12 protein-coding genes are annotated in these 20,501 nt (G+C 54.0%); 8 read left to right on the top strand and 4 right to left on the bottom strand.

The features are described 5' to 3' along the window. Positions 1-183 precede the first annotated feature (183 nt). The 6 genes from Q0X57_RS00250 to Q0X57_RS00275 all read left to right on the top strand — a co-directional run bounded on the left by Q0X57_RS00250 (position 184) and on the right by Q0X57_RS00275 (position 12,785). Positions 184-1,710 (top strand): hypothetical protein, encoded by a 1,527-nt coding sequence (locus tag Q0X57_RS00250; RefSeq protein ID WP_297725938.1) that lies wholly within the window; start codon positions 184-186, stop codon positions 1,708-1,710. A gap of 139 nt (positions 1,711-1,849) precedes the next feature. Further along, positions 1,850-6,730, top strand: a complete 4,881-nt coding sequence (locus Q0X57_RS00255; RefSeq protein ID WP_297725941.1) for a translocation/assembly module TamB domain-containing protein — start codon at positions 1,850-1,852, stop codon at positions 6,728-6,730. Continuing rightward, entirely contained in the window at positions 6,727-9,066 is a 2,340-nt protein-coding gene (locus tag Q0X57_RS00260) for a BamA/TamA family outer membrane protein (RefSeq protein ID WP_297725944.1), read from the top strand. The genes Q0X57_RS00255 and Q0X57_RS00260 overlap by 4 nt, the downstream gene beginning before the upstream one ends. Before the next feature lie 335 nt (positions 9,067-9,401). Next, on the top strand, positions 9,402-9,791 hold the full coding sequence (locus tag Q0X57_RS00265; protein WP_297725947.1) for a hypothetical protein: 390 nt from the start codon (positions 9,402-9,404) through the stop codon (positions 9,789-9,791). A 253-nt stretch (positions 9,792-10,044) separates the two neighbouring features. Next, positions 10,045-12,222 (top strand): TonB-dependent receptor, encoded by a 2,178-nt coding sequence (locus tag Q0X57_RS00270; RefSeq protein WP_297725951.1) that lies wholly within the window; start codon positions 10,045-10,047, stop codon positions 12,220-12,222. 14 nt (positions 12,223-12,236) lie between these two features. Beyond that, complete coding sequence (locus Q0X57_RS00275; RefSeq protein WP_297726007.1) at positions 12,237-12,785, top strand: DUF4625 domain-containing protein; 549 nt, start codon at positions 12,237-12,239, stop codon at positions 12,783-12,785. 243 nt (positions 12,786-13,028) lie between these two features. Here Q0X57_RS00275 and Q0X57_RS00280 read toward each other — a convergent pair whose 3' ends face one another. The 3 genes from Q0X57_RS00280 to Q0X57_RS00290 are packed head-to-tail and all read right to left on the bottom strand — an operon-like array spanning position 13,029 to position 15,821. Then, positions 13,029-14,372: an ABC transporter permease gene (locus tag Q0X57_RS00280; protein WP_297725954.1), complete on the bottom strand. Its 1,344-nt coding sequence runs from the start codon at positions 14,370-14,372 to the stop codon at positions 13,029-13,031. Between the two features lie 14 nt (positions 14,373-14,386). Beyond that, positions 14,387-15,331, bottom strand: coding sequence for an ATP-binding cassette domain-containing protein (locus tag Q0X57_RS00285; RefSeq protein WP_297725957.1), 945 nt, complete (start codon positions 15,329-15,331; stop codon positions 14,387-14,389). Between the two features lie 13 nt (positions 15,332-15,344). Then, complete coding sequence (locus Q0X57_RS00290; RefSeq protein ID WP_297725959.1) at positions 15,345-15,821, bottom strand: type I restriction enzyme HsdR N-terminal domain-containing protein; 477 nt, start codon at positions 15,819-15,821, stop codon at positions 15,345-15,347. A gap of 54 nt (positions 15,822-15,875) precedes the next feature. Between Q0X57_RS00290 and Q0X57_RS00295 the strand changes: the two genes are divergently transcribed. Further along, on the top strand, positions 15,876-16,652 hold the full coding sequence (locus tag Q0X57_RS00295; RefSeq protein ID WP_004330326.1) for an AMP nucleosidase: 777 nt from the start codon (positions 15,876-15,878) through the stop codon (positions 16,650-16,652). A gap of 18 nt (positions 16,653-16,670) precedes the next feature. Beyond that, positions 16,671-17,720: a DNA polymerase III subunit delta gene (holA, locus tag Q0X57_RS00300; protein ID WP_297725965.1), complete on the top strand. Its 1,050-nt coding sequence runs from the start codon at positions 16,671-16,673 to the stop codon at positions 17,718-17,720. Positions 17,721-18,081: 361 nt separating this feature from the next. On the opposite strand, the gene Q0X57_RS00305 is transcribed toward holA, so the two are convergent. Next, complete coding sequence (locus Q0X57_RS00305; protein ID WP_297725967.1) at positions 18,082-20,496, bottom strand: lamin tail domain-containing protein; 2,415 nt, start codon at positions 20,494-20,496, stop codon at positions 18,082-18,084. Positions 20,497-20,501 lie beyond the last annotated feature (5 nt).

Here is a 20,501-nt window from a genome sequence, read left to right on the forward strand (position 1 = left end):
AGACATCGTCTGGCGTAACCCCTAAAACACTGGGTTGTAATGCGTCACTCCTGTGGGGCTAGCCAATAGGAGTTGCGCCAATCGCTATTTTCAGTACTTTTGCTAAGAGAAGTATGCCCCGCAATGGGCTCGGTGACCAAGAAGTTGCTTTGCTCCATACTTTCCATACCTGATTAACACTCAATGAACGAAATAAGAAGATTCATCAGAGCTCTGTCACAACTGACTAGCATAGCACTCTGCGTAGCTCTCTTGCTGGTGGCATGCGTGCGATCACCCTGGCAGTATGACCGCTCGGAGGGTAGCCAGCCCCACCTCTCCGTTGACACGATACGACTGGACACGCTCTACAGCGCACTCTCCTCGGCGACTCACGTGGCGATGATCTATAACCCGCACGACCATCCGCTACTCCTTGATGAGGTGTCACTCCTGAGCGGTGGCAATAAGGGGTACCGCATCAACGTGGACGGACGTAGTGGCTCGGAGATACGAGATGTGACGCTGCCACCGCGTGATAGTATCTTTGTCTTTGTGGAGGCGACCTTTGTGGCTGGGGACTCAGACCTTCCGACGCTAGTGACCGATTCGCTTCTGTGGCGCTGCAATGGGATCACACACTATACGCGCATTGAGGGTTATCGGCAAAATGTCTTTACCCTACCCGCCAACTGTCACATAGCAAAGGACACCCTCTGGCGTAGCGAGCGTCCTTACCTAATAACCGATAGCATCACGATAGAGCCAGGCGCACGGCTAACGATTGCCGAAGGGGGGCACCTGTTACTACCTCAAGGAGGGCGGATCATCGTACGAGGAGCCTTCACTCTAGCGGGCTCAGCGACCAATCCTATCCTCATAGAAGGGATCCGACGAGACAATCTCACGACAGATGTCTCCTATCGCTTGCTACCGAATCAGTGGGACTACATACAGTTTACGGCAGAGAGCCAGGGCAATGAGATACGCTATACGACCATTCGCAATGGACGAGAGGGGATAACCTTTGCCCCTGGAAATGATCCTCTAGCGAAGCGGCTACTCCTAGAGTCAAGTACCATTACCAATATGGGCGGAGATGGCTTGACCCTCGCAGGGGGTAGCTATATGCTACGAAACAGCGAACTAAGCAATGTGGGTGGCTCCTGCCTATCCATACAAAAAGCTACCGTACAGGCAGAGCAGATGACGGTGGTGTGCGACTACCTATTTGACCACAGGCGCAGCCCTGTACTCTATGTAGGTAAGGAGGGTAAGCTACAGATGATCAATAGTATCGTGGATGGTAGGCAAACTATTGCTCTACAGAGCGATACGCTACGTCGCTCAGGCGAACTAGCGTGGCACCCCTCGGCTCAGGCGCAGCTGGATCTGCAGCATTGCTACCTACGGCTGGAGCAGGACTCTATCGCAGCTAAGCGACTCGTGGAGAAGCTTTTCCCTACTTGTCATCGAGCTACTGCCCCCTTTGTGGATAGCTACTGGATGCTGGGCAAGGATTACAAGGATCGTAGCAATAGACAGGCTAAGTATCACTTCCACTTTGACTTTCACCCTGTAGAAACGGCTGGTCTGCAAGAGCTTTCGCCTTTAGCTCCTACTGCGTGCGCCCTAGATCGTACGGGTCTGCCACGACGCAAGAATAAGCTGGGAGGCTATACCATAGGAGCCTACGAAGCTATCGCTCCGCCAAAGGAGAAGAAGCCGTAACTCCATCGACAAGAAGCATAAGATCTTGGCGCTAAATTCGTATCTTTGTACGCATTTAGCCGTTTCGCCTTAGGGATACTCCGCTCAGAGCTCACACCGAGGGCCCCTCGGCTTACTCAGATGGCTCCAAACCTACTTCATGAACCCCGTACGAAGACGTCGTAAACTCTTTTGGATCCTACTCCTCACCCCACTGACAGTACTACTGCTACTGATAGGATCAATCTACCTACCTAGTGTACAGCGCTGGGCAGTAGGACGTCTCATCCATACGCTTGAGGAGCAGACAGGGTGGAAGATTACAGTCGAGGAGATGCGCATTAGCTTTCCTCTGCGAGTGCAGGTCGACAAACTGCTCGCTACGGAGCAGGGGGATACGGTTATTTGGGTCAATGAACTTCGCACCAGTCTGCCTCTGATGCCTCTCTTTAACAAGCGTATAGAGGTTCCTCAACTGAATCTACGAGATGCGCTCGTGGCGATGCCTCTAGATAGTCTCAACCGTAGTCGCATCGATGCCCGCTTGGGCAATATGGAGGCGGGACATGTGCAGGTAGACTTAAGCTCGATGGATATTGATATCGCTGCGGTCTCCCTAGCAGACGGGTTCTTTGCTTATACCCAGACTGATACGACCGAGACGAGCGAGCCTGGACCGCCTATGAGCATCAATATCAATCGGGTGGATCTTACACGCTTTGCTAGTTACATACACCTCTATCCTTCGGGCGTACACACAGATGCGGTGATAGATCGTGGCGCTGTTGACAAGGTGATGGTAGAGATACCAGACTTTAACCTACTCGTAGAGCATATCAATGTAGACCTGACTAGGGCAAGCTATGCAACAGATACAGCCAAGGTACGACTTCCCTACGTGGACTACAGTCATATGTCTTACCACGATGCGCATGCCGATATAGATGGGCTCTCCATCAATAGTAAGGGGCTGGTGCAGATGGACATTAACCAGTTGAGTCTACGTGAGCAGTGTGGAGCTCAGCTGGAGCACTTCCAGGGGTACTTCAAGCTTGAGGACAAAGTGGTCAACATGCGCAACTTCATGCTCGCTACCCCTAAGAGCCAGCTGACGGGGGATCTGATTCTTCCCCTAAGTCTCTTCTCGGGCGATGAGGAGGCTATCGTCACGGCCGAACTCAAGGGTACCTTAGCTCCGCAAGACCTATACTACTACACACGCATTAGTCTGGACAGTATGCTCTATAGCCCTGGCGGTCACAAGCAGCTGGCCGATGTACCGCTGTCCGTAGACTTGCGTTCGCGAGGTTCGCTGAGTGCCCTGGAGATATACAATCTAGAGTTGCGACAAGAGGGCTTCATCGCACTCACGGCCAGTGGCACAGCCACGCACATCCTTGACGAACACAAGCGCACAGCCTCCCTGCGAAGTAGCATACAGACAGGCCCTGCCGCTAAGCTACTCCTAGCCATGGCTGGGATAGACAAAGCGTCAGGATCTGTGACACTACCAGCGAAGATGGACCTTGACCTAGATGGTACGCTCCACGGCGACCAGATTACAGCGGATCTGCATCTTGGCACACCTAGAGGTTCGCTCACGCTCAACGGTCTGTACGCCCTGCGTCAGCAACGCTATAAGCTGGACGGTCACCTTAACGGACTTGATGTCGCTCAGTTTATGCCTCGTGACTCCATCGGAGTAATCTCTGGGTCAATCAAAGCAGACGGCGCAGGCTTTTCTCTAAAGACTAGAAACAAGAATGGACTCGTCGCAGTAGCCCTAGACGAAGTCAACTATAAGAACTATAAGCTCCGCAACCTCTCGCTCGACGGCTTCCTACGAGGGGACTCCGTGTCTGTCTCTCTGCAGTCGTACGATCCCTCGGCACAGTTATCTGGGGATATTGCGGGGACACTCATCACGGCTGGAAAGCTTCCCTCCTTCGGAGGTAAGATAGACCTAGATGTCTCTCACCTTGACCTCCAAGCTCTAGGACTAAGCGATAGCATTATGGAGGGGCGCATGAGACTTACGGCAGATCTCTATAGCGACTTTGCCGAGACCCACATGGTGGATGGACAATTGTCTGGTCTGCACCTAGCTGTCGGCTCACAGCGAATAGATAACGAGCAGATTGACCTGCGTCTAGCTAGTGATACGTCGCAAGTGATAGCACAGTTAGGAGCCAGCGACATAGACTTGAGCGTCACAACGCAGGAGGGACTAAACAAACTCTTGGCTTCTATATCTGGACTCTCCAAGTGGGCGGGAGAATACCAATTTGACAAGCCACGTCTGACCGCCTACAGCGACCTAATCAGCGTCCTGCCCAATGCTCAGATAGCACTGCACATGGGATCGCGTCACCCGCTCCGCTCACTACTGGAGAAGTACAATGTATCCGTAGAGTCTCTTGACGCTGATCTGCTGACCAGTCCTAATCTAGGGATCAATGGACGCATCGAGCTGCACCAGCTACAGTACGACACGATACAGTGTGACAACGCACTCCTCCAGCTGACGACGCTCTCTCCGAGTCGCCCCATACTCCTAGATCATCTAACCCACGTGAGCCAGCAATTGCCCTCCGAGGCTATGCGTCCACTGCTTCTGTCAGACCTCTCCGATCAGTTTAGCTCTGACGATCTTACCCAGCGATACGTACACCCATTGCTACAGATAGATCTCAGCCTTGATGGTGAGCGACAGGACAAGCGTCCACCGTACAAGATCATCGGATCGGCTCAGACGGACCTTGTAGCTATGAATCTTGACTTTGACTGGCTACGTGATCACGAGCTGTACTATAGCTTGGGTGCTAGCGGGTATTACAATGCGCAGGGCTTTGGCGTGAGCTTATCCAACAAGGATATCTACCTTGCTGGCGAGCGACTCCGTGCGAATGAGGACAATGCGCTCTTCTACTTCCATAAGGACAACCAGATCTTTGCCAATCTCGAGCTAACGAATCCGCACGGCGCCAAGCTCTCTATCCACAGCGATCTAGACGAGCCGAGCAATGTACAGAGCTTGCTCTGCAACGTACAGCGACTAGAGCTGAGCGACCTGGCACGCATCCTACGCCTCCCCGATATGAGTGGACGCACCTTTATGGATCTGCGCATCGAGCGCGTGGACAACGTCTACCGTGCCACAGGCGACCTCTCGGTCAACGACATGACTTATATGGATGGGGATCTAGGCAACGTGAGTGTCGCCTTCTTCTACGAGCCTCGTGACAATGCATCGCAATATGTCACCGCACAGGTGAGTAGCAATGGTAACCTTGCGCTCACGGTAGACGGTATCTACCACAGCCGTAAGGGCGAAGAGGCACTGGATATGAAGGCATCATTTGAATCCTTCCCGCTACGTCTGGCTAACCCCTTTATGGGTGGTAATCTAATCAGTCTAGAAGGTGCACTCAACGGTTCACTTGCTGTGACGGGTACGCCAAAGAGTCCGATTCTCAATGGAGCGCCACACATTACCGATGGATTGGTCGCACTATCCTTGACGGGCAATAAGTACACCCTTGACAGTCGTCCGCTGACTATTGAGCAGAGCCGACTAAATCTCCAAGACTACAAGCTAACGCTACAAGGCAAGGAGACCTCGCTCTACCTTGATGGCTGGCTAAAGCTCTTCGGTCCTGAGGCGCTCAAGAGCGACCTCCGCCTCTACGCCGACCATGCACAGGTGATTGACAGCAAGTACCACAACAAGCAGTCGATCTATGGACGAGCTATCCTCTCTGCTGACTTACGCCTGCAGGGCTACCTGACAGCGCCTCAGCTACTCGGATCAGTCACACTACATGGAGGGACCAATGCGACCTACGTTATGTCGCAAGCAGCCATCAAGGCGCAGGACAACATGTCAGGCGTTGTAGAGTTTGTCAACGTATCTGACACCACGATTGTTGAGGAGCCTCAGAAAGAGCGCTCTCAGTCCCTCGGTCGTATGAATCTAGCCGTGGCGCTTCACATCGAGCCCGCAGTACAGATCGGCATAGACCTCTCCTCACGAGGACAAGACTACGTACGCATACAGGGCGGTGGCGACCTCCGTCTGAAGTACCCGCCACTCGGCACAATGAGCCTCGTCGGGCGGTACGACTTCAGTGGTGGCGAGGTACAGTATGAGTTCCCAGTCGTAGGGCGACGCCACTTCAACATAGAACCCGAGAGCTACCTCGTCTGGAGTGGCGATCCGCTAGATCCTTACCTACACTTCATCGCTTCGCAAAAGCTACGCGCCGACGTGACCAGAGGCGAGACAACCAATAAGGTAGACTTTGAGGTATCCATCAAGGCTGATGAAAACTTAAAGGACATGTCACTCGCCTTTGACCTAGCAGCCCCCGAAGACCTAGAGACGCAGACGCAGCTCTCCGCTATGAGCGAAGAGGAGCGAGGCAAGCAGGCCGTAGCCATGCTCGTATCAGGCACCTACCTCGCCTCCGACCTAGGGCAGATATCAATGGAGAAAGTACTCAGCAACGTCGCCATGAGCGAGCTCAACAATCTAACGGGCAAACTCCTCCAGGGGACGAACCTCTCCCTCGGCATGGAGCTGGGCGGATACAACCAGTCGCAGCTACAACAGACGAACTATACCTACAGTTTCAGTCGTCGCTTCCTCAACGACCGAATACGCTTCGTCATCGGAGGGCGTGTGGCTTCGGGCAATCTACCCACCAACTACGAGCAGACCTTCATTGACAACGTCACCTTTGAGTATCGTCTTGACGAGGCTGGACAGCAGTATGTGACGCTCTTCCACAAGCGTAACAACGACAATATGCTTGAGGGTGTAGTGACCGAGACAGGCATCGGCTATCTAGTCAAGCTCAAGACGCGTCGCTTCATTGATCTCCTTGATCCGCGCAACTATATGTGGTGGCAAAAGAAGAAACCTGAAAAGCCTTCCGAGCCTAGGAAGTCCCGTGACCGTTTCATCACAGATAGTCTATCACACACTACGCCTATCGCCCCTGACACCGTAACCTCAACCTCACAGACTCCACAGCTATGACCCGTTATCGTTACAGACCAACCATAGCTCATGCGCTACTCCTACTACTCGGCACCATACTAGCTCTGAGTAGTTGCTCGGTGACGCAACACATACCCGAGGGTGAGCTACTATATATAGGTATCGGCAAGACACGCGTCCAGGGGGATGATGGCAGTGACGCTGCTGATCGCGCTATCGCTAATATGGAGAAAGTGCTCAATGTACCGCCCAATGACGCCTTCTTCGGCAGTGCACGCTCTCGCTTTCGCATACCCATCGGACTTTGGTTTTACAACGGCTTTGTCAATGACAGCACGTGGGTGGGCAAGCGCCTTTACAAGCTCTTTGCCGAGGAACCCAAACTCATCAGCGATGTGCGCCCCGACGTGCGTGCCAAGCAGTCCCAGTTCATCCTCCACGAGCACGGCTACTTCAATGCTGTCGTAACCGATAGTATAGCACGCTCCTCCAGTGACTCGCTGCAGGCACGTGTCTACTACAAGGCCGATCTCGGAGCGCCTTACCTCTACGACAGCATCAGCTATATGGAGCCGTGGCTCCTAGGTAGTGGCGAAATACTCAACCATGCCGAGCTGTCTAAGATACACAAGGGAGATCAGTTCAACTTCTCACAGATCCTCCAAGACCGCAACATGCTGGTCACGAACCTGAGAGACCGTGGGTACTACTTCTACGCTCCAGACCTAATCGTCTATCAGGTAGACACGCTACTCACTCCAGGCAAAGTCTATATGCAGGTGCGAGAGCAAAGTGGCTACCCGAACTATACCTTTGAGCCGTGGCGCATAGGCTCCATCCACGTTTTACTCACTGAAGACAGTCGCCTCTCGCTCACAGACACTATGCAGTTCAAGGGCATCACCCTACACTACCGTGAGCACCCGAGCGTACGTCCCTCAGTCTTTGCCAATAGGATACAGTTACGTTCAGGCGAACTCTACTCGCAGTCTCGCGAGCAGGCTACACGTCAGTCCTTGCTAGGGTTAGGCGCCTTCTCCTATGTCGACATGCAGTTTGTCGCTAGTGATACGCTGCACAACCTCCTCGACCTCTACATCACCGCCGAGCTAGACAAACCGTGGGACTCCTCGCTCTCTGCCGTCTTCACGACCAAGTCCAACAACTTCATCGGTCCGGGACTCACCTTATCACTCGGACGTCGCAACGTATTCGGAGGTGGAGAGCGCCTCTCACTCGATCTCTACGGCTCCTATGAGTGGCAGACCAATCGTACACGGAGCAATCAGAACGTATCCATATCCGACATCAACAGCTACGAGGTCGGGTCCAACCTCAACCTACAGGCTCCACGCATCCTACTACCGTGGCTCTACGATCTGCACCTCACACACGACGTGCAGACCACCTATACCCTATCCGCCTCCATGCTCAATCGTGCTCGCTACTTCCAGATCACCTCTCTAGGACTCACCGCCAGCTATAGCGTACGCAATACGCAGCATCAGCACATGATCACACCTCTGCGGATACACTACAACCGCCTATCACGCCAGTCCGAGATATTTCAAAAGGTCATCACCGACAACCCCATCCTAGGGCTGAGCTTGCGGAGCCAACTAATCCCGCAGATGAGCTACCAGTACACCTTTGACAACATCTTCACGGGACTAGGCAGCCATCACCTGCACATCGACCTAGGCATCTCTCAGGCGGGCAATCTCCTCAACGGCATCTACTCGCTAGCTGGACGCAACTACCACGAGACGAAAAAGCTCCTCGGTGTCCCCTTCGCACAGTTTGTCAAGGGTACCGCCGAGCTACGCTATACCTACGGCATCGATCGTAACCAGAGCTTAGCCCTGAGAGCTGGCGTCGGAGCTATCTACAGCTACGGCAATATGACCGTGGCACCGTATAGTGAGCAGTTTTACGTCGGTGGTGCCAACAGCATCCGCGCCTTCACCGTGCGCAGTATCGGCCCAGGGCGCTTTGTGCCACGCAATAGTCGCTACGCCTTTATGGATCAGACGGGAGAGTTCAAGCTAGAGATGAACGCTGAGTACCGCTTCCGTCTTGCAGGCGATCTGCACGGTGCACTCTTCCTCGACTCAGGCAATATATGGTTGCTTCGTCCCGACGAAAACCGCCCTGGAGCATCACTCCAAGAGATTACTGGGGCTAAAGACTTCTTCCAGCAGCTCGCCCTCGGTTCTGGCGTAGGACTACGCTACGACCTCAACTTCCTAGTCATCCGCTTTGATGTCGGCGTGGGTCTGCACCTACCCTTTGAGACCACGCGCCAGGGCTACTACAACCTGCCTAAGTTTGCCAATTCGCTCGGATACCACTTTGCCGTAGGCTATCCCTTCTAAATTTTCTTCACCGGCGACATTTATGGGCTAATTCCCATTTTATCCGACTTTCTACTGAGGAAGTTCTAGTTTTCCACGGGAGAAACGGCAAATTCTTCCGAACTTCAAAATCTTTCTTCCGAAGTTTCATTTCAGACTTCCGAAGTTTCATTTCAAACTTCGGAAGAAATAGCGACTTTCCTCCGAGCAATTTGAGAATTTCTTCGGAGGAATTGGATTTTCGGGTGTTTCGTCGGTCATCTTGACTCCTCAAATTCCACTTCGCCACATTAAATTTGAACAGGCATCTATTGCGAGAAGAAAACTTTTCACTATCTTTGCCAGCGATACAGCATATGAAGAGACTCACGCATATCGATATGCCGACGCGAATGACGGCTTTGCTATTGGGGCTAGTGTACATACTGGCTCTGATGGGACAAGCTATGCACCAGCACGATGCGGAGATCTTTTCGTCGACTTACTATGGTCTGATCTCTGATGCCAATGGCCACCAGAGTGACGATAATAAGAAGAGTGAAGCAAGCTCCGAGGTATACCTAGTTAATAAGGTCACCTGCCCCGTCTGCGAGTTTCATCTCGGTATCACAGACCAGTGTGCCGTAGCGCCATCCTTTGCGGTGGATGAGTGGGACACCCCCGCTCCAGAGCTACAGCCCGAAGCTGTACACCTAGCCCTGAGAGAGGGCAAAGCTCTAAGAGCCCCACCAGTGAGATACTGCTAGCCACACCTATTCTACTACGTGGCTATAGGCGGATTAGCTCTATGCTGATGCTCCGCCGTATGCGCTTGCTTTGGCTTCTTGCCACAGTGTGAGTGACCGTCGTGTCGCTCCCCTACCCGCACTAGCGTAGCTAGACAATATCTATGTAACACAACCACTTACGTACGCCTGCTCCTCCGTAGTGTGCGAGCGAAGCTACCGGCGTAGTGGCACTGTCTCTCCTTACATTTCACTGGTTCAAATCATTTTTGCAATGTATTGCAGATACATTTGCCATCTATTATTATATTTCGTCCCGATAGTTGCTCTAGCTGAGTCATCCCTATCGAGACCAGACAGCGTAGCGCTAGAGCCTCACCCCTTTGACGAGACACTCCAGACGGTGGTCGTCAGAGCCAATAGTCAGAGGCTCCAGACAGCGCGTCTCGGTCAGACGATTGAATGGCTCGACAGCACTTATCTGACGAAACACTTTACGGGCAACTTTGCAGCGACCCTCAGCACGCTGCCTGGGGTCAATGTGATCACGATCGGCTCTGGCTACGGCAAGCCTGTGATCCGTGGTCTAGGCTTCAACCGCATCGCCTATGTCGATGGCGGGCTCAAGCAAGAGGGACAGCAGTGGGGCGCCGACCATGGGCTGGAGGTAGATGCCTTCGACCAAGACCCTGTCCAAGTAATCAAAGGGGCGGGCTCGCTCCTCTACGGCAGCGACGCCCTAGGCGGAGTCATCGTTAGACAATCGGCTACGCCTCCGCACAAGCAGGGACTCTACGGCTCCTGCACCTTGCTGGGACAGAGCAGTACGATGGGCGGTGGCGGTAGTCTCATGATGGGCTACCTGCACGGAGCGCATCATATCCGTCTTCGCGTGAGTGGTCAGTATCATGGCGACCGCAATGTGACAGCGGACAGCATTACCTACCTCACCCGCTGGATACCTATACATAATCGTAGGCTAAAGAATAGTGCCACACAGACCTATGCCTCGCAACTACGCTACGAGTGGCTGGGAGAGCAGATCAAAGCTTCGCTACAAGCCTCAGTCAATGGCGAGCGTAGTGGCTTCTTCCCTGGAGCGCACGGCGTACCAGACTTAAAGCGTGTGCTACCGGACAATAGCCGCTACAACATTGAGCTACCCTACAGCACCGTGCGTCAGCTCTCTACGCAGGGCTCTATGCAGTGGCGGATCTCTCCGCAGTGGCAATTGGTCGGCGAGCTAGGCTGGCAGCAGAACCTGCGCCGTGAGCTTAGCGCCTTCCACACGCACTATGGGACGATGCAGCGACCCGAGCAGGATGCAGACTTGGAGTTTGAGTTTGACCTCAAGACCATCTCCGCACGCTTGCAGGCTAGCTACTACGCTCCCTGGGGTGGCAAGTGGACCTTGGCTACTGATGGTCAGTACCAGTGGCACAAGCGGAGAGGCTACGGCTTCCTCCTACCAGACTACCAGCGAGCAACGAGCGGTATGAGCCTAACCTATCAAGGACGCATAGCTCAGGGACTACACCTCACCAGTGGTCTGCGCTACGATCTAGGATACATCTCAATGAGCCCCTACCACGATCCCTATCTAGCTGACTACCTCAAGGAGCGTGGCGAGTCATCGGCAACCCTAGCGCAGTACTACTACAGCAGTCAGGAGGGCGAGCGTCGTTGGCACGACCTCTCGGGGAGTGTCGGCTTAGCTTGGCAGATCGATCGGCATTGGCTCTGGAAGGTCAATCTGGGCAGAAGCTTTCGCCTACCAGGCATCTACGAGCTTGCAGCAAATGGTATCCACCACGGCACCTTCCGCCACGAGGTGGGCGACCCTTCGCTGAGTAGTGAGCAGGGCTGGCTACTAGATAGTGAGGTAGGCTTTCATAATGAAGTGTGGAGCTGTACGGTAGCGCCTTTTGTAACCTACTTTACCAACTACATCTTCCTGCAGCCCTCGGGCGAGTGGTCCATACTGCCCCACTCGGGACAGATATACCGCTACCAGTCCACACGAGCGCTCTTTACAGGCGTCGAGCTGGAGGGCACTTGGCATCTGCATCCGCAGTGGGACTATCATCTGCAGGGTGACTACGTCTACACCTATAATATGACAGACCGCCTAGCTCTCCCCTACTCGCCACCAGCACGCTTGAGCCACGACTTGACCTGGCACCCTAAGCACTGGGCGCTCTCGCTCAAGCATCGCATCATCGCTCCTCAGCATCGCATAGCACGCAATGAGGAGCCGACACCTGGCACAGCTTCGCTACTAGACCTAGCTGTGACCTACGATGGACAGCTCAGACAGAGCAACTACCGCATCTCTCTTGCTATCCAAAACCTACTGGACAGCCGCTACTATGACCATATGAGTTACTACAGGAGAGTTAATCTCCCTGAGGCTGGACGAACCCTATTGCTAACAATCAATCTATCATTTTAATCTTCAATACTATGATGAAAAGAACAATCTTCACATCAATCACGCTCCTTAGCTGTCTTGCTCTAGCGACAGCCTTCACCGCATGTAAAGAGGAGCCCAAGAATCAACCAACTGTCGACACGACAAAGCCAGTCATCGAGCTAATCGAACCAGAGGATCATGATAAGCTCCTCATCGGAGGTGAGCATGGCGTACACTTCGAGATGAAGCTCTCGGACAACGATCTCGTCAAGTCGTACAAGATCGACGTCCACAACAACTTTGATGGGCACTCGCACACCCGCGATCTACGTCACGGTGATGACCAGACGAAGCCCTTTAGCTTCAACAAGGAGTACACGGTCAACCAGCGCAACGCATCGATTCACCACCACGACATCAAGATCCCAGCAGACGCAACACCAGGTGAGTACCACCTCCTCGTCTACTGCGTGGACCGCTCGGGTAATGAGTCAATGGTAGCTCGCACCGTCATCCTCTCCAAGGACGCTCCTGACGATCATCACCACGACCACGACCACGACCACGGCCACGATCATGACCACGATCATGACCACGAATAAGTCGGGTCTGAAGAGATAACTCAATTCGTCCACCTCTAGCGACAGACGATAAGACACTCCGCAAAGAGTACACTTCGTCTAAACCGATAGCGACGAATTGAAGAGACATTAATTTGTTTAGTGTATGTGATAGGGAGGGGTGTTACCGTGATGGTAGCACCCCTCTCGCTTTTTCATCACACCGCTCCTACAAAGCGGTGTGATGACTACTGCTATATGTTACTTGACAGCTTCGGCTACATACTAGATGCGGAGCCAGCTCCATAGGTCACGCAGGGAGGGTTTCTTGCCCGTGAAGAGGATGCCGACACGGTAGATACGTGCGGCTAGCCAGACGATGCCAAAGGCTGTGAGGTACAGGAGTGAGATGCTGAGGATGAGCTCCCACGTGGTGACCCCATAGGGTAGTCGAACCATCATCACGAAGGGCGAGGAGAAGGGGACGATACTGCCCCAGAAGGCCATCGTGCCGTCGGGATTGTCCATACTACCCATAGCAATGTAGAAGCCGAGCATCATAACCAGGAGAAACGGCATCATAAACTGGCTAGCGTCTTCGTCGCTTGAGACACTCGACCCGATCGCTGCAAAGAGCGAAGCGTAGAGGAGGTACCCCCCGATGAAGTAAACGAGGAGCATGATGATGAGCTGTGCGAAGTTGATACTCTGTAGCACCTCTAGGCTGGACTGCATCTCGGTGACGGAGTCCATACTCATACCGCCAGCGAGACCTCCCATCTGTGCGGGGTCTAGCTGCGAGAGTGCCGAGAGGTCGTAGATGCCACCCACGGCGACCAAAGAACCAACGACAAAGATAATCCCTCCGAAGACCAGCCATATAGCGACCTGTGTCAGTCCAACGAGGAACGCTCCAATAATCTTTGAGATCATCATATCAATAGGTCGTACGGTGCTGACGATGACCTCTATGATGCGGTTCTTCTTTTCCTCTAAGACGCTACTCATCACCTGCCCCGCATAGTTGGACATAAAGCTGAGGATGATCACGGAGAGAATCATACCGATGATACCAGCTAGCGAGCCACTAGACTTAGCCTCCTCGCCCTTGGCATCCCACTGATAGGTGGGTACGGAGATGGTGGTCTCTACATCTTTGATTATTTCGGGCAGTCCCTCTATATCGTACTGAGCGATGCGTTGCTCTTTGAGCCGCTCGGTAAAAGCATCTTCGATGTAGCTGACGATGCCACTGGGGAGCTTCTTGTAGGAGTAAAGGCTCCAGCCGTTGGGATTGTTCATCAGCGTGTCTTTTATATAGAGAACCGCTGTGATTCCCTCCTCCTCGAGCTTTGCCTTGTCAGTATAAGCCTCAAGAGGCTCGGAGCTTGGGATGAAGGTGTAGTATTCGTCATCAACCAACACATCGCTATAGAGTCCCGTCTCGTCAATGACGGCGACACGCTCGTCACTGAGCGAACTCATACTGATGTAGATAACGATAAAGAAGATCGCAAATAGGATAATCGGGACGAGGAGGGTGGTGACGATGAAGGACTTCTTCTTGACACGCACCATATATTCTCGCTCGATGAGTATGGAGAGCTTGGAGGGTGATTTCTTGTTCATAAGAGTGGGGCTTATTAAAAGGTGGGCTCAGCGGGCTGAGCCGTGGTGGTACGGATGAAGATGTCTTGCATAGAGGGTATCTCCTGCGCTACCTCTAGGAGGTGCAGGTCGGTGGGTACCAGCTCAGCGAGAGCACGTACGTCACGCTGCTGCGGGTCTTTGAGGCGAACGCGCATATCGTGTCCCTCACGCTTGATCTCGAGTAGCTCAATCTGTTGCTGGGTCAAAGGCTCAACCCAGTCAGGCCGATACCCTTCGCCTGATATAAGTAGCGAAGCTATGCCCTCAAAGTGGCTTCGCTTGACTTCGGTCACGTTGCCACGTAGCACTACCTTGCTTTGGTTGATGAGGGCGATGTCGTCGCAGATCTCCTCAACGGACTGCATGTTGTGCGTGGAGAAGATGACGGCACAGCCGTTGTCTCGTAGCTCTAGGATCTCACGCTTGAGGAGCTCGGCATTGACAGGATCAAAACCACTAAAGGGTTCGTCGAAGATGAGTAGCTTGGGACGGTGAATGACGGTGCAGATGAACTGGACCTTCTGCTGCATTCCCTTAGACAGCTCCTCAACCTTACGGCGCCACCAGGGCATGATGTCAAACTTCTCAAACCAGTGCTTCAGCTCCTGCTGCGCCTCCTGTCGGGAGAGTCCGTGCAGACGAGCGAGGTAGATGGCTTGGTCGCCGACCTTCATCTTCTTATAGAGCCCACGCTCCTCGGGCAGGTAGCCGATATGGCGTATATCTTCGTAAGTCATCTCCTTGCCGTTGAGCAGTACGGTACCGCTGTCGGCGAGGAGGATTTTGTTGATGATCTTGATGAGGGTACTCTTGCCAGCTCCGTTGGGACCGAGGAGTCCGAAGACGCTGTTGGGCTGTACCTGTATGGAGACATCGTCGAGGGCGAGGTGGTTCTTGTAGCGCTTGACGATATGCTCTGCTTCTAGTAAGTATGGCATGAGACTTTAGACTTTAGAGATTTGAGGTTTGGAGTATGTCGAGGGCTCGCTGGTAGGAGGGTATCTCGGCGAGCGGTTTTGCCGTGGCGGTGGCGTAGTCTATCTGCAGGACGAGGTGGGAGAGCCCGTTGGTCATCATCAGGAGGGGTGCGTGGTAGTGCGCATTGTAGCGAGAGATCTGGTTGACCGTCTCCTGAGAGAGCGACACTTCGGGCGCCTTGCACTCGATGAGAGCGAGGACTCGTCCACCAGGACCGTAGATCATTGCGTCAAAGCGGTCTTGACGTATGGAGCTGGCGACAAGGCTCTCCACCTGTATGGAGAGACGCGGGTAGCCTAGATGATCCGAGAGATAGTGCAAGAAATGCTGACGCACCCACTCCTCAGGGGTTAGCGCAACCATACTCTGACGGTAAACGTCGTATATGACCGAACGCCCTGACTGCTCCTCAATGAGAGCAGGATAAGAGGGTAAGTGGAGGGGTTTCATTAACTTTGCTTCGCACTGCTACTATTAGACGGTGCAAAGTTACCATTTCCACCAATGAAAACAAAGAAAGAGATTGCTACCAATTGGTTAACGAGGTACACCACACGGAGCCTCTCGGAGTTTGCACCACACATACTCCTAACCAACTTCACGAGCTACCTGCAAGCTTTTGCCAAGAAGATCGGCGAGCCGATCCTAGGCGAGAGCGCCTCGATGCCAAACTGTGGCAATGCGGAGATGACGATGATACACATTGGCATGGGGAGTCCGAATGCGGCGACGATCATGGATCTGCTCTCGGCCATTGAGCCACGGGCGGTGGTCTTCCTCGGTAAGTGTGGCGGGCTCAAGTCGCAGCTGACGCTCGGGGACTACGTCCTCCCGATTGCGGCGATACGTGGCGAGGGGACGAGCGATGACTATATGCCTCGTGAGGTGCCGTCGCTCCCTTCCTTTAATGTGCTCAAAGCTTGTAGCAATGCGCTCCTTGAGGCGGGCATATCGTATGCGCCAGGGACGGTCTACACGACGAATAGACGGCTCTGGGAGCATGACGAGCACTTCAAGGAGTACCTTCGCACGACCCATGCGGACGCGATAGATATGGAGACGGCTACGCTCTTTACGGTGGGCTATGCGAACCGCATCCCGACGGGCGCTCTCCTGATGGTGAGCGATATGCCGATGACACCCGAGGGGGTCAAGAGCGACGAGAGCGATAGCTACGTGACGGCACACTTCGCCGAGCAGCATCTCCAGCTCGGCATCCGCACCGTCGAGAGCCTCCTCCAATCTCCCGAGGAGATGAAGAGCATTGTCTTTGACTGGTAATAGAGACTCCAAACCGCTATGACTGAACTCGTACAGATTAGTGACCAGATCCGGTCGGGGCAACCGCTCCCACCTCTCGTGCTTGGCTACGGAGAGGAGAGCTACTATATCAATCGCCTAGAGGAACTGGTCGTCGAGAACTATATCCCTAAGGAGGAGCGCACGACCCAGCTCGTCGTCTACTTCGGCTCCGAGACGACCGCTCCCGAGGTCCTTCAGCAGGCGCAGACCTTCTCCATGTTTGCCCCAAAGCGTCTGATCGTCTTGCGTGATGCGCAGGATCTCAAGAAGAGCTCCGTCCTCAAGAAGCCGTATGGCATTGCTGAGCTGATACGCGATGCGACGACTTTTGCCGAGGGCACCACACTCCTTATATTATACCACGACGCGCTCCCCGCAACTGCCAAGAAGAATGCGCAGGCGCTCAAGTCGCAGGTGGCGCTCATCGAGTCGGCACCCGTCAGGCGTGACAACGAACTAAGAGAGGCGATGATTCAGATGGCTAAGGGGCTAGACTTGGAGTTGGCTCCGCAAGCGATCTCAACGCTGATCGAGCGTGTCGGATACGATCTAGAGACGCTCTACTCGGAGCTGCAAAAGCTCTCCATACCTGCCAAGGGCGCTGGCGGACTCGTCTCTCGTGCCATGGTGCAGCAGGTGGTGAGCAAGTCACGTAAGTACGGGCCCTACGACCTGCTCAATGCGGTGCAGCGGCGCCGAGATGACGAGGCGCTACAGATAGCACTCTCCATGGCGGAGGACGAAAAGCGATACCCCGTTCCCCAGATCATTGCTTCGCTCTACGGCTTCTTTGCCAATCTGATGGTAGCGCACTACCTCCCGTCCAACAGTCAGAAAAATATACAGGAGGCGCTCAACCTGAAGTATGAGTCAATGGCTCGAATGTACCAGTCGGCCATGCGTCTCTACTCCAAGCAGCAAACGCTCAACATCATCTCCGCCATACGACGTGCCGACGGTGACGCCAAGGGTGCCCATGGGGTCAATGCCTCGGCACGCACCATCTACCTAGACCTCCTAACGCAGATCTTTGCGCTAAAGTACTAAAGTCGAGAGTGTCCCCCTTGAGCAGACTTCGCCTACATCTCCGTTAATTTCGATTTCTCCCGAAGAAATCGAAAAGCTCCAGCGAGCAAACAAAAATTCTCCACCGAGGGGCGAAATAAAAGTTCAGAAGAATGAAATGAAACTTCGGAAGAATGAAATCATAAGTCCGAAGAATTTTTTCATTCCTCCGTGAAGGATTAAAAATTCCTAGCGAGGTAATGGATGATTTCCTTGAGGGTATGGTGTTGGTGTCATCGGTGTGCGTCGGAGCTATCGGAGCCATCGGACGAGTACCCCCGTGTAGTGACATACGTATTGAGCGATGGTTCCTGCCTTTCGCCGTCACCTAACTCCGCAAATCTCAATGGACGATGATGCTGACGAGTGGATAGGTGCGCTTGCGGTCGGGGTGCCGTAGCTCCACGAGGAGGAGGGCGCGCATAGCGTAGGTTGCGGGCAAAAGCTCCGCCAGGCTCTGTCGCTCTACGATGGCTCGGCAGAGGATCTCCGTGCTGGCGTGGTCATACTGAGCAAGCGGATAGCCCGCCACGGCGTATAGCGTTGCTGTGCAGGTGGTCTCACCGTCTGATATCTCCTGCAGCACCAGTCGGGCAAGCTGAGGTAGAGATAGGAGCGTACGTTGCTTCGGCAGGTCAAGGCTTTCGCCAGAAGCGGAGGAGCGCCCGTAGACACTGTTTTGCCGACCAGGCGTCCCGTAGTTAGCCCACGCCTCGGCAGCCGTCCAGTTGCTCAAGTCTTGCGATTGCTTGTCTGGTATGATGCGTTCCTGAGCTACGCCTTTGACCTTTTGCAGTGCTTTTGGGAAGGTGTTAATATCGTAGTAAACCTCCTCAACGATGCTATCATTTGCCAACTGAACGAGCCGTATAGCGCACTCGCTGTCAGGGAGCTGAGGCATCTCGGGGAAGAGAAGCAGACTGTCAGGCTTCGCATAGTAAAGTCGCTCCAGCGGATGCGTGCTAGGTGTGAGCGCCAGATAGCCCTGCGGGGGGATGCCGCCCATGGGGTGTGGCGGAAGCGGATAAACCTTGGAGGGGTGACCAGAGCGTGCGATGACCAGTCCGAGGTGGTCAGTATTGACCGTGGTGTCGTTGGGGTTGTAGAGCTCGATGTACTCGGAGCCGTCGACCGTAGGACGAGCCATAATCTCGGTAATGTAGAGCGGCAGCAGAGCGCTGGTGTGGGTCGTGTCACTAGGCGAACCGCCCGAGGGGCGAATGCTATTGCGCTGGCCAGGCGTAGCGAAGTGTGCCGACTGGATGGCAGCGCCCCAAAACTCTTGGCTCTTGTCGCCCGAGGGTGAGATGTATCGCTCGAGGGCTACGCCACGCTGACTACGCAGTTTACCCAGGAGGGCTGGATCATAGCGAAAGGTCTCCACGACCGTTGAGTCGGCATGGCGGAGCAACTCGATGGTGAAACCTTTATTGGCAAGCTGTGGCAAGCTCGCACTCTGAGTCAGACTATCACGCGGCGCCTCATAGAAAGCGGTAATCCCCTCTACCGAAGTGGTGAAGGCGTGGTACCCGCCCGCTGGAATCGGACAGGAGCGACTACTCAGCGGATACCACGTGGACACCTTGCCTCGTCGCTGTACACCGACCGAGTAGTCACTCGCATCGAGTGTTTGACCAGAGGGATTGTGTAGCTCAAGGTACTCGGAGGCACCCTTTAGCGGATTAGCCATAAACTCGCTAAAGGTGAGTGCAAATTGGTCTCTCTGAGGCTTTGGTTGGTCATAGTTGACGGCTATCGTGTAGATCGCATTCTCCACCTTAAGCCCGCTGGCAGTGCGTACGCCTCGTAGGGAGACCGCATACTCACCCTCAGGAATCGCCGCCTCACTCCTTATATAGATGCTCTTGCCCTCAGCAGAAGTGGTGAGCTTGCCCCACGAAGGCGCCACGGCAATGGTCGCCGTAGAGAGGTCGGCAGGTTCGGCGCAAAGCACCTCGACGGTGTGCGGGTCTCTTTGGTTGAACGCCTTGTAGAAGTCTTTCGCAGGCACCACGTTGCGCTCGCCGAGTAGCTCGTCAGGCGAGACCAGTGAAGGGTAAATGTCTAGGAACTCCAGCGAACTGTGCTGCGACCGGGACTTGCTATACTGGCAAGCGAAGAAGAGCGGGTAGCTCTTGGTCTTGCTAGAGAGCGGAGTCGTGCTACCTGCACTGCCCACAAACTTATAGGGGTCGCTGTCTCGATGCCTGACCCACAGAGACCAACGCCTCTCGGCTGTCGGATTGTACTGCAGGACAAAGTCGATGACCCCACCCTCTTGGCGCATCTCGTTAAAGTAGTCGTAGGTCAAGATTTCGCTGGTCAAGGAGGTATTTACTCGACCATTCTTCTGTAGTATAAGACGACACTCAGCTAGACGCAAGTATTGGTTATCCTCCATCTTAAGCACCACATAGTTGGAAGTTCCGTCATCTAGAACTTCGTAGCAGTAGAGCGGAAGCTTTACATTGGATACTGTCGATGGAGTGTAGTCCAGTCGCACCTTGCCATGCCAGGTCATCTGCTTACTGAGGGGGACGTTGGTCTTGATGTAAGCGTAGTTTGTTATACCTCTAGCCTTATCATCGTATAGTTGTAACCCTCTACTGGTATGACAGCGAAACTTGTCCAGCGTCCCCTGCCACACAGCTGGCGAGAGCGCCACGCTATCGGCAAAATGCGCCTGCCACTGCCCCACGACAGGCCAACGGCTGAGCAAGCTTAAGACGAGTACGAACCAGATCCAGCGAAGGCGCATAGCTT

Origin of the sequence: uncultured Porphyromonas sp. (assembly GCF_947254915.1) — a bacterium.
In the GTDB taxonomy this organism is placed as follows: Bacteria; Bacteroidota; Bacteroidia; order Bacteroidales; family Porphyromonadaceae; genus Porphyromonas.